The sequence below is a fragment of the Oleiharenicola lentus genome (genome assembly GCF_004118375.1).
GTDB classification, from domain to species: Bacteria; Verrucomicrobiota; Verrucomicrobiia; order Opitutales; family Opitutaceae; genus Lacunisphaera; species Lacunisphaera lenta.
The window spans coordinates 2268888-2282939 of record NZ_SDHX01000001.1 but is presented as its reverse complement, the minus strand read 5'-3'; the positions used below and the strand labels follow the sequence as shown (position 1 = coordinate 2282939).

The following is a 14052-nucleotide window of genomic DNA, read 5'->3' as shown; positions in this document are numbered from 1 at the left end:
ACCCGTGAGCTCACCTTCACCTTAATTGTCGCTAACGGTTGCATATATTTTCCTTTTCCTTCCCGTTCAGACAATAAGAGAGACAAACTAAGCCTGTGTAATGGTCGGCCTATCCCAATCTGCCGCCGATATTGCAGAACTTATTCTATATTGTGCTAGTAAATAGGTCTGCTCAGAGCCTCGTGCATCCATCCAACTTAATTCTACTTAGCCACGCCCCAACGCTTGGTCAGTGGATAGTAGATAAACAACGGACGCCCCACGACGTCCATTTCCGGTACGAAGCCCCAAACGCGGCTGTCCGCACTGTTTGAGGAATTGTCGCCCATGGCGAAATATGAACCCGCAGGAACGTCGAGCACTTCGCCGCCCTCCAGGTGACTGGATCCATTGAAGTAGCCGCGATAAAGTCCCTCGCGCCTGGCGTTGTGCGCAAAGGCCTCGGACCCCGTGATAGGCTCGCCGTTGCGATATAGAACCGGTTCCCGAATCTCCAATTGATCTCCGGGAAGGCCTACAAGTCGCTTCACATAATACTGGCTGATTTGACGGCCATTCGCGTCCTTCATGCTCTCGTGATCGATGTTGTCCGTTTTGAATACAAAGCCGGAACCAACCGACGGACGGACAAAGTTATAACTCATCCGGTCCACGAACAACAAATCGCCCGTCAGGATGTCGAAAGACACAATATCTTCGCCCTGTCGCACCTTGCGCCCCGTGGGAACCCAGTAAATGCGCGCTTCTATCCGCCGGCCGCCGCTGGTCACTTCCATCATGGACGACTCCAGCTGGCTGGCACCGTTGGCCTTTTGGGCCGCCTGCATCAGACCGTTACGGTTTCCGGCAAACAGCGTTTTCTCCAACACGTCATCGTAGCCGAATTCGGAACGGGCCCAGTCGGCCGGCACCGTCAGCTTCACCGGCTGTCCGCCTACCATAACCGTGTATTCGCGCATCAACGTGGGAAAAATGAAGAGGCTCCGTCCCGCTCGCTCCGTGTAGGCCGGTGCGCCGCTGCGGAATACCGGCACCATGACTTCACCTGCGGCCGGTGCCTTCATGGTATAGTTCACGGCACCCAAGCCAACCAGGCGCGCCGCCTTGCCAAGCAGCCCCGGCTCCTCGCCGGGGGTGAACACTTCCGAAGTCATGCCATAGTAGCTGGGCCACATGGAATTGGTCGGGATCTTGAACGGTTGAACAAAATACGCACGCAGCCCGAGGATCACGATCGCCGCGACCAGGAAAAATTCGACGTTTTCGGTCAGGGAGGTGGTCGGATAAAGCCGTCCGCCACAGGTCCGCATCGCTCCTTCGAGACGTTCGATGGCGGGTTTCAGCGCCGGCACGGCGGCCTTTTGCCTCACCAGCGCTTTAACCTCCGCCATCGCCGCCAGCAGTCCCCCGCCCTGTTCTTCCGTCAGCAGATCCTTGCGGAAATCATGGATCCGCTGGGCCATCTCCAACCACTGGGCGGCACTGCGCCGCAGTTTGGAATCTTCGGAACGCAGGAAGTCGAACACGGGCAAAGAGGGGGTTAGCTGTTCGTTTTAAGAACCTGGATGAAGGCATCCGGCGGGATCGAAACGCGACCGATTTGTTTCATCTTCTTTTTGCCTTCCTTCTGCTTGTCGAGGAGCTTGCGCTTGCGGCTGATGTCGCCGCCGTAGCATTTCGCGGTGACGTCCTTGCGCATCTCGCGCACGTTGTCTCGGGCGATGATTTTGCCGCCGATGGCGGCCTGCACGGCGATCTTGAACATCTGCGGTGGAATGATGTCGGCCAGCTTCTCGCAGAGCGCCCGGCCCTGCCCCTCGGCCTTGCTGCGGTGCACGATGCTGGCAAAGGCGTCCACGGGGTCCTGATTGACGAGAATGTCCATCTTCACGAGATCCGACACCCGGTATTCGCCGAGCTCGTAATCCATGGAACCATACCCGCGGGTGATGCTCTTCAGCCGGTCGTTGAAATCGACCAGGATTTCGTTGAGCGGCAGCGTGCAGGTCAGCATGACGCGCGCGCCATCCAGCGTATCCGTATGGTCGCAGGTGCCGCGCTTCTCCATGATGAGCGAGAGAATGTCGCCCATGAACTCGTTGGGGATGTGGATCGCGGCCTTGATGGTCGGCTCGGAGATTTCCTCGATGCTGCCGGGGTCTGGCAGGTTGATCGGATTGTCCACCTCGAGCACGGTGCCACCATGCTTCTTCACCTTGTAAACCACGCTCGGATAGGTGGAGATGATCTCGACGTCGTATTCGCGCCGGATGCGCTCCTGGACCACTTCCATGTGCAGCAGACCAAGGAAACCGCAGCGGAAGCCAAATCCAAGCGCGACAGAGCTCTCGGAGGAATAGACCAATGCGGAGTCGTTCAGCCGCAGCTTCCCAAGGGCGACCTTGAGTTTCTCGTAGTCGTCGGACTCGAGCGGATAAAGACCGCAATACACCATCGGCCGCACCTCCTTGTAGCCGGGCAGCATGTCGGCCGCGGGCTTCTGCGAATGGGTGATGGTGTCGCCGATCTTGATCTCGTCGGTGCTCTTGATGTTGCTGACGATGTAGCCGACATCGCCCGGGCCGAGGTGAGAAACCTTCTCCATGCCCGGACGGAACACGCCGACCTCCTTGACCTCCGATTTCTGTCCGGTGCTCATCAGCACCATCATTTCACCGGCTTTGATGGTGCCGGAGAAAACACGGCCGTAGGAAATGACCCCGCGGTAGGAATCATATTTGGAATCAAACACCAGCGCGCGCAGCGTCGGATAGTCCGTCCAGCGGGGCGGAGGCACGCGGGTTACCACGGCTTCAAGAATGTCCTGGATGCCGATGCCCGACTTGCCGCTGGCGAGGATCGCCTCTTCGGCCGGGATGGTGAGAATGTCTTCCAGCTGCTTCATGCAGAGCTCGAGGTTGGCGCTCGGCAGGTCGATCTTGTTGATGACCGGGATGACCTTGAGGCCCTGCTGAAAGGCCAGATGCGCATTGGCCACGGTCTGGGCCTCGACGCCCTGCGCCGCGTCAATGAGCAGCAGCGCGCCTTCGCAGGCCGCGAGCGAACGGGAGACTTCGTAAGAAAAGTCCACGTGCCCCGGGGTGTCCGTGAGGTGCAGCTTGTAGGTCTTTCCGTCCTTGGCCGGGTAATTCATCACCACCGGGTGCATCTTGATCGTGATGCCGCGCTCCTTCTCGAGATCCATCGAGTCGAGGTGCTGTTCGGTCAGCACGCGCTGCGACACCGTGTTGGTGTATTGCAGCAAGCGGTCGGACAAGGTGGTCTTGCCGTGATCGACGTGAGCGATGATGCAGAAATTCCGCGTGAGAGGTGCCAGCGACATGATGTGGTCAGGCGGGAATATCCGCGTGTTCGGCAAAGGATTTGACCACCCAGGCCTTGTCGGTGCGCTTGGCGAGGCCGGCCAGCACGGCGCCGGGGCCGCACTCCCAGAATTCCGTGGCGCCCGCGGCCACGGCGCTGCGCATGCAGTCTTCCCAAAGCACGGAGGAAACCACCTGCTTCACGAGCGCCTCCCGGATGGCCGCAGGTTCGGTGACAGCCAGACCGGTGGTGTTGGTGAAGACCGTGAACTTCGGCGTCCGGAACTCCACACCGGCAAGAAAACGGGCAAACTCCACCCGGGCCGGCTCCATGAGGCGGCTGTGATAGGCACCGGCGACATTGAGCGCGATGACCCGTTTCAGTCCCTTGTCCTTGGCGGCCGCAACGAGCGACTCCACCTTGGCCTTGTCGCCGGAGACGATGATCTGTCCGGGGGCATTGAAATTCGCCGCCTGGATGTCGAATTCACGGCATAGTTCTTCGATCCTGGCCCGCTCCTCGCCGATGATGGCGGCCATGCCGCCAACTGACTTTTCACAGGCCACCTGCATGAGCCGACCCCGCTCGGCCACCACCTTGAGGCCGGTGGCAAAATCGAAAACTCCGGCGGCGGTCAGGGCCGTCACTTCACCCAAGCTGAGGCCCAAGGCCATGGATACCGCGGGAAGTTTCCCCTTTTCCTGCAGAGCGGCCACCAACGCGAGACCGTGCACATAGAGAGCGGGTTGACAGACCTTGGTCTGGGTCAGTTCTGCATCCGGTCCTTCAAAGCAAACCTTGGTCAGACTCCAGCCCAGCACCCGGTCAGCCTCATTGTAAAGCGACTGCGCCGCGGCGGAGCCTTCGTAAAGCGACTTGCCCATCCCGACCTTCTGGGCGCCCTGACCTGCAAAAAGGAGTGCCAATGACATAGATGAAGGGTCGGTTAAACCCACCCGATTGGCAAAAACCAAGTCCTAAAATTTGTTCAGCTGGGGAAAGTATTTCTTGTCGTCCGCCTGCGGCGGCGGAGGGGCTTTTCTCTCTGCGGGACGCAGCTCCGGCACGGGCGTCAGCGGCGCAACAGACACGCTGGGCTGCGGCCCCGCTGCGAGGCTCGGAAGTTGAGCCGGAGGAGCCGTGTGAAGCGGCCGATTGAGAGCGTCCAATCCAATCCCCATGGCCGAAGAATTATCCAAATAAGGATTTGGCCCCGAGGGGAGTTGGGCAGGCTCGCTGGTCGCCGGACTGGCCGCTCCCGTGGTGTCAGTCGTGAGCGGCTGCCCGGGAGCCGTGACTCCAATCGGCTGCCCCGGTGAGCCGGACGACCGCCCTCGGACGAAATCATCAAATGCCGGTCCACGCGAAGGCGAGTTGCCCAGCCAGCCTTGCAGAAAAGGCGCAAGCGGATCGGCGACGGGCTTTCTGGTGCCGGCTGCAACGTTTTGCCGTCCCTCCTCCACCTTTTTTTGCTCGTCGTAGATCCGGAGCAAATACTGCGGGTCGGTGGTATCGGCAGGCGCGGACTCCATGGCCGCGCCTGCCTCAGCCGCCTCTTTCTGGCTCGGTTCGAGCGCGGCGCGCTTGTCCGCTGCTTCCAGTCGCCGGACCCCGTTCACGAGCCAGTTTTGGCTCTCCGCCCGTTCTTTTTCCGTTTTGCGCTGTTTCTCCTGTTTGTCAGGCGTCATGAGGACGGGCAGCGGCAACGATTCCTGACCGGGAATGCTCAAGCCTGGCGTTTCGGCTCGCAGACCCTCCTTGGCCTCGGGACCGCGGCTGCCGGTCTGGCCGCTTTCCAGTTTTCGCAGTCCCTGCTTGGACGATTCCAACGGCGCCACGGGTTCCGCGCCCTGCCCTGGCATGATGACAGCCAGATAGCCCAGCGCGAAAGCTGCCGCGTGACGCTTCATCAGGTCTTGAAGAAGATGCCCTTCAGATTCATCTCGAGTGCGGGCGGGTTGGGCGAGAAGCGGAGTCCGTCGGCCTTGCTGATTTTGCCTTCCTTGATCAGGCGGTAGAGATCCTTGTTGAACGACTTCGACATGCCGTCGGAACCGGATTCCAGCAGCTGCTGAATCTTGTCATTCTGACCGTCGAGGATGAGGTTTCGCACCGTGGCGTCGGCCACAAGGATCTCATGCGCCGCATAACGGCCACCACCTTCGAGGGCCGGAATCAGTTTTTGGCAGATGAAGCCTCGCAGCGAACCGGCAATCTGGCGGCGGGCCTGGGCCAGCTGCTCCGGCGGGAAGAACTCGAAGAGACGCGTGAGCGACTGGGCGACCGTGGCCGCGTGCATCGTCGAGAACACCAGGTGGCCGGTTTCGGCGGCGGAGATCGCGGTCTCGAAGGTTTCCTTGTCGCGCATTTCACCGATCAGGATGACGTCGGGATTCTGGCGCAGCACCGACTTGATCGCCATTTCGAAGTTGGGCACGTCGAGGCCGATTTCGCGCTGCTGAAACAGCGACTTGTCGTCGCTGAAAGTGTATTCGATCGGGTCCTCGATGGTCACGATATGCTTGTCCATGTTCTGGTTCACCCAGTTGAGCATGGCCGCCATCGTGGAGCTTTTGCCCGAACCGGTCGCGCCGCAGACCAGCAGGATCCCGTCCTTGGCCTGGGACATCTTGATGAGCGTCTCGGACTCGATGTTGAGTTCGGCGAACGTCGGCGGACGGCTCTTGATGTGACGAAAAACGATGCTGACCAGGCCGCGCTGATGGAAGGCGTTCACGCGAAAACGACCGATGTCGTCGGCCGCGTAGGCGAAGTCCACCTGGCCGTCCTTGTCCCACTTGTCGCGGAAGATGCGCGGCACTTTTTCGTCCACGAAGGCCTGGGCGTGCTCACAGCTGATGGGATCCATCTCCACCGAGCGCAAACGGCCGCCGAGACGCAGATAACCGGGCTTCTCGGACTTGATCACGATGTCACTGGCGCCGCTCTCCACGGCAAGTTTGAGCAGATCGTTGATGATTTCTAGGTGGATTGTGTTGCTCATGGAATTTTATGCGTGAACCGCCCTTAAAGCTGTGCTTTGCCTAAAGGCTAACTTTGCTTCGTTCAAGGTAACTTTCCCATGAATCGTCCCCGCACCTTCACCGGCACCTACACCGCCATCGTCACGCCGTTCCGTGACGGGGCCGTCGCATACGATGAGCTGAAGAAATTGGTGAATTTCCAGATCAGGGGCGGCATCAGCGGTCTCGTGCCGGTGGGCACCACCGGGGAGTCGCCGACGGTTTCCCACGAGGAGCATCTCGATGTCATTCGCTGCACAATCGAGACCGCGCGCGGCCGCGTGCCGATCATCGCCGGCACAGGCTCCAACTCGACCCGCGAAGCCATTGACATGACCCGGGCCGCCGATGAGGCCGGCGCCGACGGCTTCCTGTTGGTGGCGCCCTACTACAACCGCCCGACGCAGGAGGGGCTTTACCGGCACTTCGCCGAGATCGCCGGCATCACCAACAAGCCGATCGTGCTCTACTCGATCCCCGGCCGCTGCGGCATCGAGATCAGTGTGAAGGTCATTGAGCGCCTGCGCGCCAAGTTCCCGCATGTCGCCCACATCAAGGAGGCCGGCGGCAGCGTGGACCGGGTTGACCAGATCGTCGCCGCGCTCGGCAACGACATGACCGTGCTGAGCGGCGACGACTCCCTCACCCTGCCCTTCATGGCCGTCGGCGCCAAAGGCGTGATCAGTGTGGCCAGCAACCTTCTGCCCAAGGAGGTCAGTCGGCTCGTCAGCCTGGCGCTCGCCGGCGACTATGCCAAGGCCCGCGCGCTGCACCGCCGCCTGTATCCGGTGTTCAAGACAATCTTCATCGAATCCAACCCTGCCCCCATCAAGCTCGCCATGGCCGAGGCCGGGATCATCGGTTCGCCCGAAGTGCGCCCTCCGCTGTGCGAACTTACCGACGCCAGCCGCGAAACGCTGCGTGCCACCCTCAAGGCTTTCGCCCGCTGAGCCCATGAGCCTGAAGATTCTGCTCAACGGTTCCAAGGGACGCATGGGGCAGGCCGTAGCTGCGGCCGCCGCCGACATGCAGGCAACCATCAGCGCCGCCATCGATGCCGGGGATGACGCCGCCACCCACCTCGGGGCCTGCGACGTGATCATAGATTTCAGCTCCCATCACGCCACCGGCAAACTGCTCGAACTCGCCGTAACCCGACGCAAGCCGATTGTGATCGGCACGACCGGCCACGCGGCCGACGAAAAGGCGCGTCTGCTCGCGCTCGCCGCGCAGGTTCCCTGCGTGTGGGCCGGCAACTTCTCCGTCGGCGTGAACCTGCTCTTCGCCCTCACCCGCCGCGCCACTGCCGTGCTCGGCGCCGACTACGACACCGAAGTCATCGAGATGCATCACCGTTTTAAGAAGGATGCGCCCAGCGGCACCGCCGCGCGTCTGCTTGAAATCATTCTTGAGGAGCGGAAGCTGACCGCCAATGCCCTGAAGCACGGGCGCTCCGGAATTACCGGCGAACGGCAACCTTCCGAGGTCGGCGTCCACGCGTTGCGCGGCGGTGATGTCGTCGGCGACCACACGGTGCTCTTCGCTGCGCTCGGTGAGCGCCTGGAGCTCACGCACAAGGCTTCCGATCGGGGCATTTTCGCCCGTGGCGCAGTTCGCGCGGCCAAGTGGGTCGTGAGCCAAAAGCCCGGCGTTTACGACATGCAGGACGTGCTCGGACTGAAATAAATGATCACCAGCGTCTCCGGCATCCTTGTTTCCGCCACGCCGCTCGTGGCGGTGATCGAAACCGGCGGACTTGGCTACGAGATCAACATTCCGGTCACGACCGCCGAGCGGCTGCCTCAGCCCGGTCAGGTCGCCAAGCTGCACACCCTTGCGGTTTACCGGGAGGACTCGCAGACGCTTTACGGCTTCGCGACGGTCGAGGAGCGGAATTTTTTCCGGTTGCTGGTCGAGAAAGTAACCGGGGTTGGGCCGAAAATGGCGCTGAGCGTCATGAGCAAGCTCTCCCTGCCCACGCTGAAATCAGCCATCGCTGCGGGCGATGTCGGGTTGCTGGCCAAGTGCCCGGGCATCGGCCGGAAAACCGCTGAACGCCTCGTCATCGAGCTGCGCGACAAACTCAACCCGGCCGACCTGGGTGCGGTTCCCGCTTCGCTCGAAAGTTCCACTCCGGTCGCGGACAATCGCGTAAACGACGCCGTGCTCGCGCTCACTGCCCTCGGCTACAAGGCGGCCGATGCCGACAAGGCCGTCCGCCAGGCGTGGGTGGCGCTTGGGCCCAAGGCCACGACCGAGGCCCTGATCAAGAAAGCGCTCGGTTGAGCGTCGGCGGACACAAAAAAGCCGCCCCGGCTCGGGGCGGCTGAATGAATCGCTCAGCGCTGGAATTGGAATGCCGAGAACTCGGCTTGCTGCGCGGGCGTTGCCTGATGACTGCGGAACACGCGTTGTTCCTGGGCGGAATTGGCGCGGACCGGATCAAACAGGCTGTCGTCAAACAGCGGCTGTAGGCGACCGGCCTGCAGCCGGGCGTTGCTGAAGCTTCGCTCCTCATCCTGCTCGCGCAGGACGGTCAGCATGGCGCTGTAGTTGTGATTGGTGGCCGGGGTTTCGTGGAGGCCGGCGGATACGGGAGCCAGTTCATGGGCCGAAACGGTGGCGGCGCTGACCGCAGGGGCCGAAACCGCGACAATCGCAGCAGGCTTGGCATTGACCGTGGCAACCGGTGTGACCGTCTCAGTTGTCGGATTCTGACGGAAAAAGACGAGAGCCAGGCAGGCGGCCGCCGCCATGCCACCGGCGTAATAGACCCAATGGGCGCGGCGACGACGGCTTTCAAAAAGCTCGATGACGCCGGTCTGGGTGGTTTCCGTGGCGGAGGTCTCGGCGCTGGCCCGGAAGCTGGCATACACCTGCTTCGTGGCGGTGTGGATCTGGCAATACTGGCGGTAAACGGCCTGACGCTTCGGGTTGGCCTGCAACTCGGCCTCCAGCTCCGCGGTTTCTCCGGCCGTGATCTGCCGGTCGATGTAGAGATTCAGCAATTCGATGAATCGATGGTCTTTCATGGCTGGAATTCCTCCCCTAGTTTTTCGCGCAGGCTCTCACGAGCGCGCGCGATACGGCTTTTGACCGTGCCCACGCTGATGCCGAGGATTTCGGCGATTTCTTCGTAGGAAAGGTTCTGCACATTGCGCAGGATCAGGATCTCGCGGTGCTTCTCGTTGAGTTCCTCCATGCACTCGGACACGCGGCCGACGAATTCCTGGGTGACGGTGGCGTCTTCGGGCGTCTCCTGCTCGGCGGGAATCAGTTCGGCGAGCGTCGTATCGTTTTCATCGCCCAAGGGTGCATCAAAGGATACGGACTTGTCGCGCTTGCGGCGCCACCAGTACCAGTAGCGGTTGCGCGCGAGATTGGTGGCAATCTGGTATAGCCAGGTAGAGAAAGCGGAGTCGCCGCGGAAATTTGCGAGACCGCGATGGGCCCGAATGAAGGCGTCTTGGGTGACCTCCTCGGCGTCCTGCTGGTTGCGCAGAAGCTGGTTGGTCATCGCATAGATGCGGTCCCAGTAACGACTTACCAGTTGATCAAATGCCGAATTGTCCCCGCCTTTGAAGCGGTCAACGAGCATGCGGTCTAGGGCAACTTCCTGAGCCTTGGCGGTCATGTGGTCAGGCTCTTTCTGATCAGGAAATTTGAGAATTGTTCCCACGGGGATCGCAGTAATTTGCATGGAGCTTGCACCCGGAATGACGCGCCGGTCAATGCCGCGGTTGCAGTGTCGAGGCCTGCAATTAATTCTTGCCATGCCCCGGCGACGAAAAACTATCTCCAGTCCTCTGGTCGGAACGGGTCGATAGCTCAATGGTAGAGCAGCGTCCTTTTAAGTCGTTGGTTCTGGGTTCGAATCCCAGTCGACCCACCACCCCGCTCCTGCCACTTGAGGACATACCCAATCTGGGGTTGTAATCTTCCCCAGATTCTGGACAGTGCGACCACCTAGTTTCTAGGGGCAAGCCCCCAAGTCGCCATCAGCCGTGTCCACCAATCTGCCAGCCGCCAAACGCATTGTAATCGTCGAGGATCACACCGCCATTCGCGAGATGTTGGCGGAAATTCTGCGGGTCGATCCTGCCTACAAGATCGTGGGAGAGAGCGGCGAAGGCCATCAGGCCTGCCAGCTCTGCCTCGACCTTAAACCCGACTTGATCGTGCTCGATGCCCGCCTCCCCGGCCTGAGTGGCGTGGACATCCTCCGCCGCATCAGCAAGCCGCTCAAGTCCACCCGCGTGCTGGTGTTTTCCGCCTACGAAACCCCGGCGCTCGTCCGGGAAATGCTGGAGGCCGGCGCCCACGGTTTCGTCGAGAAGACCGCCGGTCTGGGGGAATTCAAGAAAGGCCTGGAGACCATCTCCAAGGGTGGCACCTACTTCGGTCCCGGCGTGGCCGCCCTCCTGCGCACGGTGGTGGCCAACAAAAACTCCGCCACCGGGGTCGAAACCCTGACCGACCGGGAGCGTGAAATCCTCAAGCTGGTGGCTGAAAGCAACAGCACCAAGCAGATCGCCCAAAAACTCGAGATCAGCGTCAAGACGGTGGATAATCATCGCACCAACCTGATGAAGAAGCTCGACCTGCACGACGTCGCCAGCCTGACCCGTTACTCGCTGGAGATCGGGCTGATCGATCACCGCAAATGAGCCGTTGGCCCGGACGCTGCTCCGGACTGTTTAATTCTTGCGCGCCCCAAGCCTTTATCCAATAACCGCCAGACTCTTTCGCCTTCCATGAAGCACGTTTCCAAACTCCTCGGCCTCTCCCTTGTCGCCGCCGCCCTGCTGCTCAGTGCGTGCGCCAAAAAGCCCATGCGCGCCCCGGTTGACACGACCGCGACCGGCCCGGGTTCTACGGTGAATCCAGACGAGATCGCGATGCCCGGTGAGACCATCAACCTCGAGAACCGAGACCTTGGTGCTGCTCCCGATGCCGCCAACAAGAGCGTGGTCGAGCCCATCTACTTCGCCCTTGATCGTTTTGCCGTCGCCCCCGCCGAGCGACCGAAGCTGCAGAACGTGCTGAAGTGGCTGCAGGACAATCCCGGCAAAAATCTCGTGCTTGTCGGCCACTGCGACTGGCGCGGCACCGCCGAATACAACCTCGGCCTCGGTGAGAACCGCTCCAACTCCGTGAAGCGCTACCTCGTCTCCCTTGGCGCCGACGCCGCCCGCCTTGAGACGCTCTCCAAGGGCTCCACCGAAGCCAAGCAGGGCGGCAGCGAAAGCGAGTGGGCCAAGGATCGCCGGGTGGACTTCATCGAGCTGGTGAAGCAGTAATCTTCCGACGCATTTCAAAACCAAGGCCGCGGATTCCTCCGCGGCCTTTTGTTTTGTATAGAATGGAGCCGGGGCGCCCTCGCCCCGGTTCGGTCTCTCCTTCATCCTTTCGCCAGCTCCTCCAGCATGCGCTCGGACATCTCGATGCCCTTCTTCATAACGCCGAGGTGAAAACTCTCATTGGGCGCATGCAGATTGTCCTCCGGGAGGAACAGTCCGGGCATGACGGCGTCGATGCCGAGCACTTCCTTCAGGTCAGCGATCAGGCCGACGCTACCGCCCTCGCGCAGAAACAGTGGCGGCTTGCCCCAGGTCTCGACCACCGCCTTCTCCAGCGCACGGAAACCGCGTGCCAGCACGGGCGACTGGTCTTTCGGCGTGTTGGAGCGGTCGGGCGGGATCGCCACATAGGGCGTGGCGTGGTGCTGCTCGGTGATCGTCATGGTCACCCCTTTCGGGCAACGCGCGCGGATCGCATCGAAAACGACCTGCTTCATGTTGGTGGGCGTCTGGTTCGGCACGAGGCGGCAGGTGATTTTCACCCGCGCCTTGCTCGGGATGACGGTTTTGGTCCCCTCCCCCTGATAACCACCGCTAAAACCGTTGAACTCGAGCGTGGGCAGGAAACGGATCGCCTCGAAGGGAGTGTAGCCCGGCGGCGTGTGGAATTCATTGATCCCAAGAAACGCCGCGTAATCCGACTCCTTCAGGCCGAGCGTGGCGAGCTGTTCGCGCTCCCAGGCGTGCGGCTCGATCACGCTGTCGTAGAAACCGGGAATGTTCACGCGGCCGTCCGGCGTGTGCAGTGACGCACACAGCTCGGCCAGCGCCTGCAACGGGTTCATGAGCACGCCGCCGTGCATGCCGGAATGCAGATCGCCCTTGGGCCCGGTCAGCTCCACTTCAAAGGCCATCATGCCGCGCAGGCCGACCGTGACCACCATCTGGTCGGCATTCGGGATGCCGGTGTCGGACAAATAGACGAAATCCCCGCGCAGCTTCTCCTTGTTCGCGAGCAGGAAGGTCTTGAAGTTCTGACTGCCGATCTCCTCCTCGCCCTCGACCACGAACGTGATCCGCAGCGGCAGATTCGGGTTCTTCTCCAACAGGCGAGCGACGGCGGCAAAATGCACCATGAGCGGCCCCTTGTTGTCGGCGGTGCCGCGACCGAACATGCGCTCCCCCTTGATCGTCGGCTCGAACGGCGGCGTGTGCCACTTGTCGAGCGGGTCGGGCGGCTGCACGTCGTAGTGGCCGTAGATGATGACATGCGGCCAGGCCGGGTTGTCGCCGCGCTTGGCGACGATCACCGGATGCAGCGCGGTCGGCACCACCTCGACGGCGAAGCCCATCTCCTTGAGCAGGCCCGACACGAACTGCTGTGCGCCGACCATGCCGGCTTTGAACTGCGGGTCCGCCGAAACGCTGGCATGCCGCACGTATTCCTTCAGTTTTTCAACGGGGTCAAACATGCGGCCACCTTGCCGCAGGTTGTGTCATAGCGCTAGCCCGAAGTCGCGGCGCGCACGCTTCAGTAGCGTTCTTTTGCTTTCTCGTAGAGCGGCAACACTTCCGGCATCCACTTCTGCAGGTCGGCGATGCGTTCGGCGTGGGGCGGATGCGTTGAAATCCATTTCGGGGGCTGGGGCCCGTCTTTCTGCGCCGCCATCTTCCGCCAAAACGTGACTGCCGCCATCGGATTGTAGCCGGCCCGTGCCGCATAGCGCAGGCCGATGAAATCCGCTTCGCTTTCGTTGCCGCGCGAGAAAGCCAGCGTCGCACCCGCGGCGCCGAGGCCGTAGGCCACACGGATCAGGTCGCGATGCTTCTTGTCCTCTGTGGCCACTTCCACGCCCGCGCCGATCAGGCCCGCGACCAGCCCTTGCGACATGCGCTCCGCCCCGTGTCGGGCCGTGACGTGCGCGATCTCGTGGCCCATGACGATGGCGATCTCGTCGTCGGAACTGGCGAGGTTGATCAGTCCGGTATAGACGCCCACCTTCCCGCCGGGCAGGGCAAAGGCATTGATGGTCTTGGGCTCGTCGAACACCACGAACTCCCACTTGGCCCCGGGCAAGGCATCGCCCACGGCATCCGCGATGCGCTTGCCGATGCGGGACACGCGGGCGTTGGCCTCGATGTCAGTGGAGAGCTTCTCCTTGGTTTTCATTTCGGTAAACGCCGCCGCCCCCATCTGCAGTTCCTCGTTGGGCGGGATGATGATCATCGAGCGACGACCGGTCTCCGGCACCGTGTAACAGCCGGCCAGCACCAGCAGCGCAGCGACGGGCACCCATAGGAAAATCGTTTTCATGCGACAAGGATAGCTGCCAACCAACATCCGCCAAGCGGAAGTTTGGATCGGCTGTAGCGGCGCAACACCTGTAACCGCCGACCTTGTCCGA

The 14052-nt window shown here is 61.6% G+C and carries 14 protein-coding genes and 1 tRNA gene; 6 read left to right on the top strand and 9 right to left on the bottom strand.

The window, feature by feature from the left end; translation table 11 throughout:
* Positions 1–203 precede the first annotated feature (203 nt).
* Genes lepB through ESB00_RS09485 form a run of 5 tightly spaced genes read right to left on the bottom strand, consistent with a single transcriptional unit; the run spans position 204 to position 6328 of the window.
* Positions 204–1526, bottom strand: a complete 1323-nt coding sequence (gene lepB, locus ESB00_RS09505; protein ID WP_246026450.1) for a signal peptidase I — start codon at positions 1524–1526, stop codon at positions 204–206.
* Between the two features lie 14 nt (positions 1527–1540).
* On the bottom strand, positions 1541–3343 hold the full coding sequence (gene lepA, locus ESB00_RS09500) for a translation elongation factor 4 (RefSeq protein WP_129047454.1): 1803 nt from the start codon (positions 3341–3343) through the stop codon (positions 1541–1543).
* A 7-nt stretch (positions 3344–3350) separates the two neighbouring features.
* On the bottom strand, positions 3351–4256 hold the full coding sequence (gene fabD, locus ESB00_RS09495; RefSeq protein WP_129047453.1) for an ACP S-malonyltransferase: 906 nt from the start codon (positions 4254–4256) through the stop codon (positions 3351–3353).
* Between the two features lie 45 nt (positions 4257–4301).
* Positions 4302–5234 carry a hypothetical protein gene (locus tag ESB00_RS09490; RefSeq protein ID WP_129047452.1) on the bottom strand — a complete coding sequence of 311 codons (933 nt, stop codon included), beginning with the start codon at positions 5232–5234 and terminating at the stop codon, positions 4302–4304.
* Positions 5234–6328 (bottom strand): type IV pilus twitching motility protein PilT, encoded by a 1095-nt coding sequence (locus ESB00_RS09485; protein WP_129047451.1) that lies wholly within the window; start codon positions 6326–6328, stop codon positions 5234–5236. The genes ESB00_RS09490 and ESB00_RS09485 overlap by 1 nt, the downstream gene beginning before the upstream one ends.
* Positions 6329–6406: 78 nt before the next feature.
* On the opposite strand from ESB00_RS09485, the gene dapA reads away from it, so the two are divergent.
* The 3 genes from dapA to ruvA are packed head-to-tail and all read left to right on the top strand — an operon-like array spanning position 6407 to position 8633.
* Positions 6407–7297 (top strand): 4-hydroxy-tetrahydrodipicolinate synthase, encoded by an 891-nt coding sequence (dapA, locus tag ESB00_RS09480; protein ID WP_129047450.1) that lies wholly within the window; start codon positions 6407–6409, stop codon positions 7295–7297.
* A gap of 4 nt (positions 7298–7301) precedes the next feature.
* Positions 7302–8033, top strand: a complete 732-nt coding sequence (gene dapB, locus ESB00_RS09475) for a 4-hydroxy-tetrahydrodipicolinate reductase (RefSeq protein ID WP_179954380.1) — start codon at positions 7302–7304, stop codon at positions 8031–8033.
* Positions 8034–8633, top strand: a complete 600-nt coding sequence (gene ruvA, locus ESB00_RS09470) for a Holliday junction branch migration protein RuvA (RefSeq protein WP_129047449.1) — start codon at positions 8034–8036, stop codon at positions 8631–8633.
* Positions 8634–8686: 53 nt separating this feature from the next.
* Here the strand turns inward: ruvA and ESB00_RS09465 are convergent, their stop codons facing one another.
* Both ESB00_RS09465 and ESB00_RS09460 read right to left on the bottom strand, forming a co-directional pair.
* Complete coding sequence (locus ESB00_RS09465; protein ID WP_129047448.1) at positions 8687–9379, bottom strand: anti-sigma factor family protein; 693 nt, start codon at positions 9377–9379, stop codon at positions 8687–8689.
* The gene (locus ESB00_RS09460) at positions 9376–10047 is read right to left on the bottom strand and encodes an RNA polymerase sigma factor (RefSeq protein ID WP_129047447.1); all 672 of its coding nucleotides are present in this window, start codon (positions 10045–10047) and stop codon (positions 9376–9378) included. The genes ESB00_RS09465 and ESB00_RS09460 overlap by 4 nt, the downstream gene beginning before the upstream one ends.
* A gap of 117 nt (positions 10048–10164) precedes the next feature.
* Here ESB00_RS09460 and ESB00_RS09455 point away from each other — a divergent pair.
* The 3 genes from ESB00_RS09455 to ESB00_RS09445 all read left to right on the top strand — a co-directional run bounded on the left by ESB00_RS09455 (position 10165) and on the right by ESB00_RS09445 (position 11647).
* Positions 10165–10239, top strand: a tRNA-Lys gene (locus ESB00_RS09455).
* 112 nt (positions 10240–10351) lie between these two features.
* Positions 10352–11014 (top strand): response regulator, encoded by a 663-nt coding sequence (locus ESB00_RS09450; protein ID WP_246026449.1) that lies wholly within the window; start codon positions 10352–10354, stop codon positions 11012–11014.
* A gap of 87 nt (positions 11015–11101) precedes the next feature.
* Positions 11102–11647 carry an OmpA family protein gene (locus tag ESB00_RS09445; protein WP_129047446.1) on the top strand — a complete coding sequence of 182 codons (546 nt, stop codon included), beginning with the start codon at positions 11102–11104 and terminating at the stop codon, positions 11645–11647.
* A 101-nt stretch (positions 11648–11748) separates the two neighbouring features.
* Here the strand turns inward: ESB00_RS09445 and ESB00_RS09440 are convergent, their stop codons facing one another.
* Together ESB00_RS09440 and ESB00_RS09435 are read right to left on the bottom strand one after the other, a co-directional pair.
* Entirely contained in the window at positions 11749–13119 is a 1371-nt protein-coding gene (locus tag ESB00_RS09440) for a M20/M25/M40 family metallo-hydrolase (protein ID WP_129047445.1), read from the bottom strand.
* Between the two features lie 59 nt (positions 13120–13178).
* A complete protein-coding gene (locus ESB00_RS09435) occupies positions 13179–13961 on the bottom strand; it encodes a M48 family metallopeptidase (protein ID WP_129047444.1) in 783 nt (260 codons plus the stop codon).
* Positions 13962–14052: the final 91 nt, after the last annotated feature.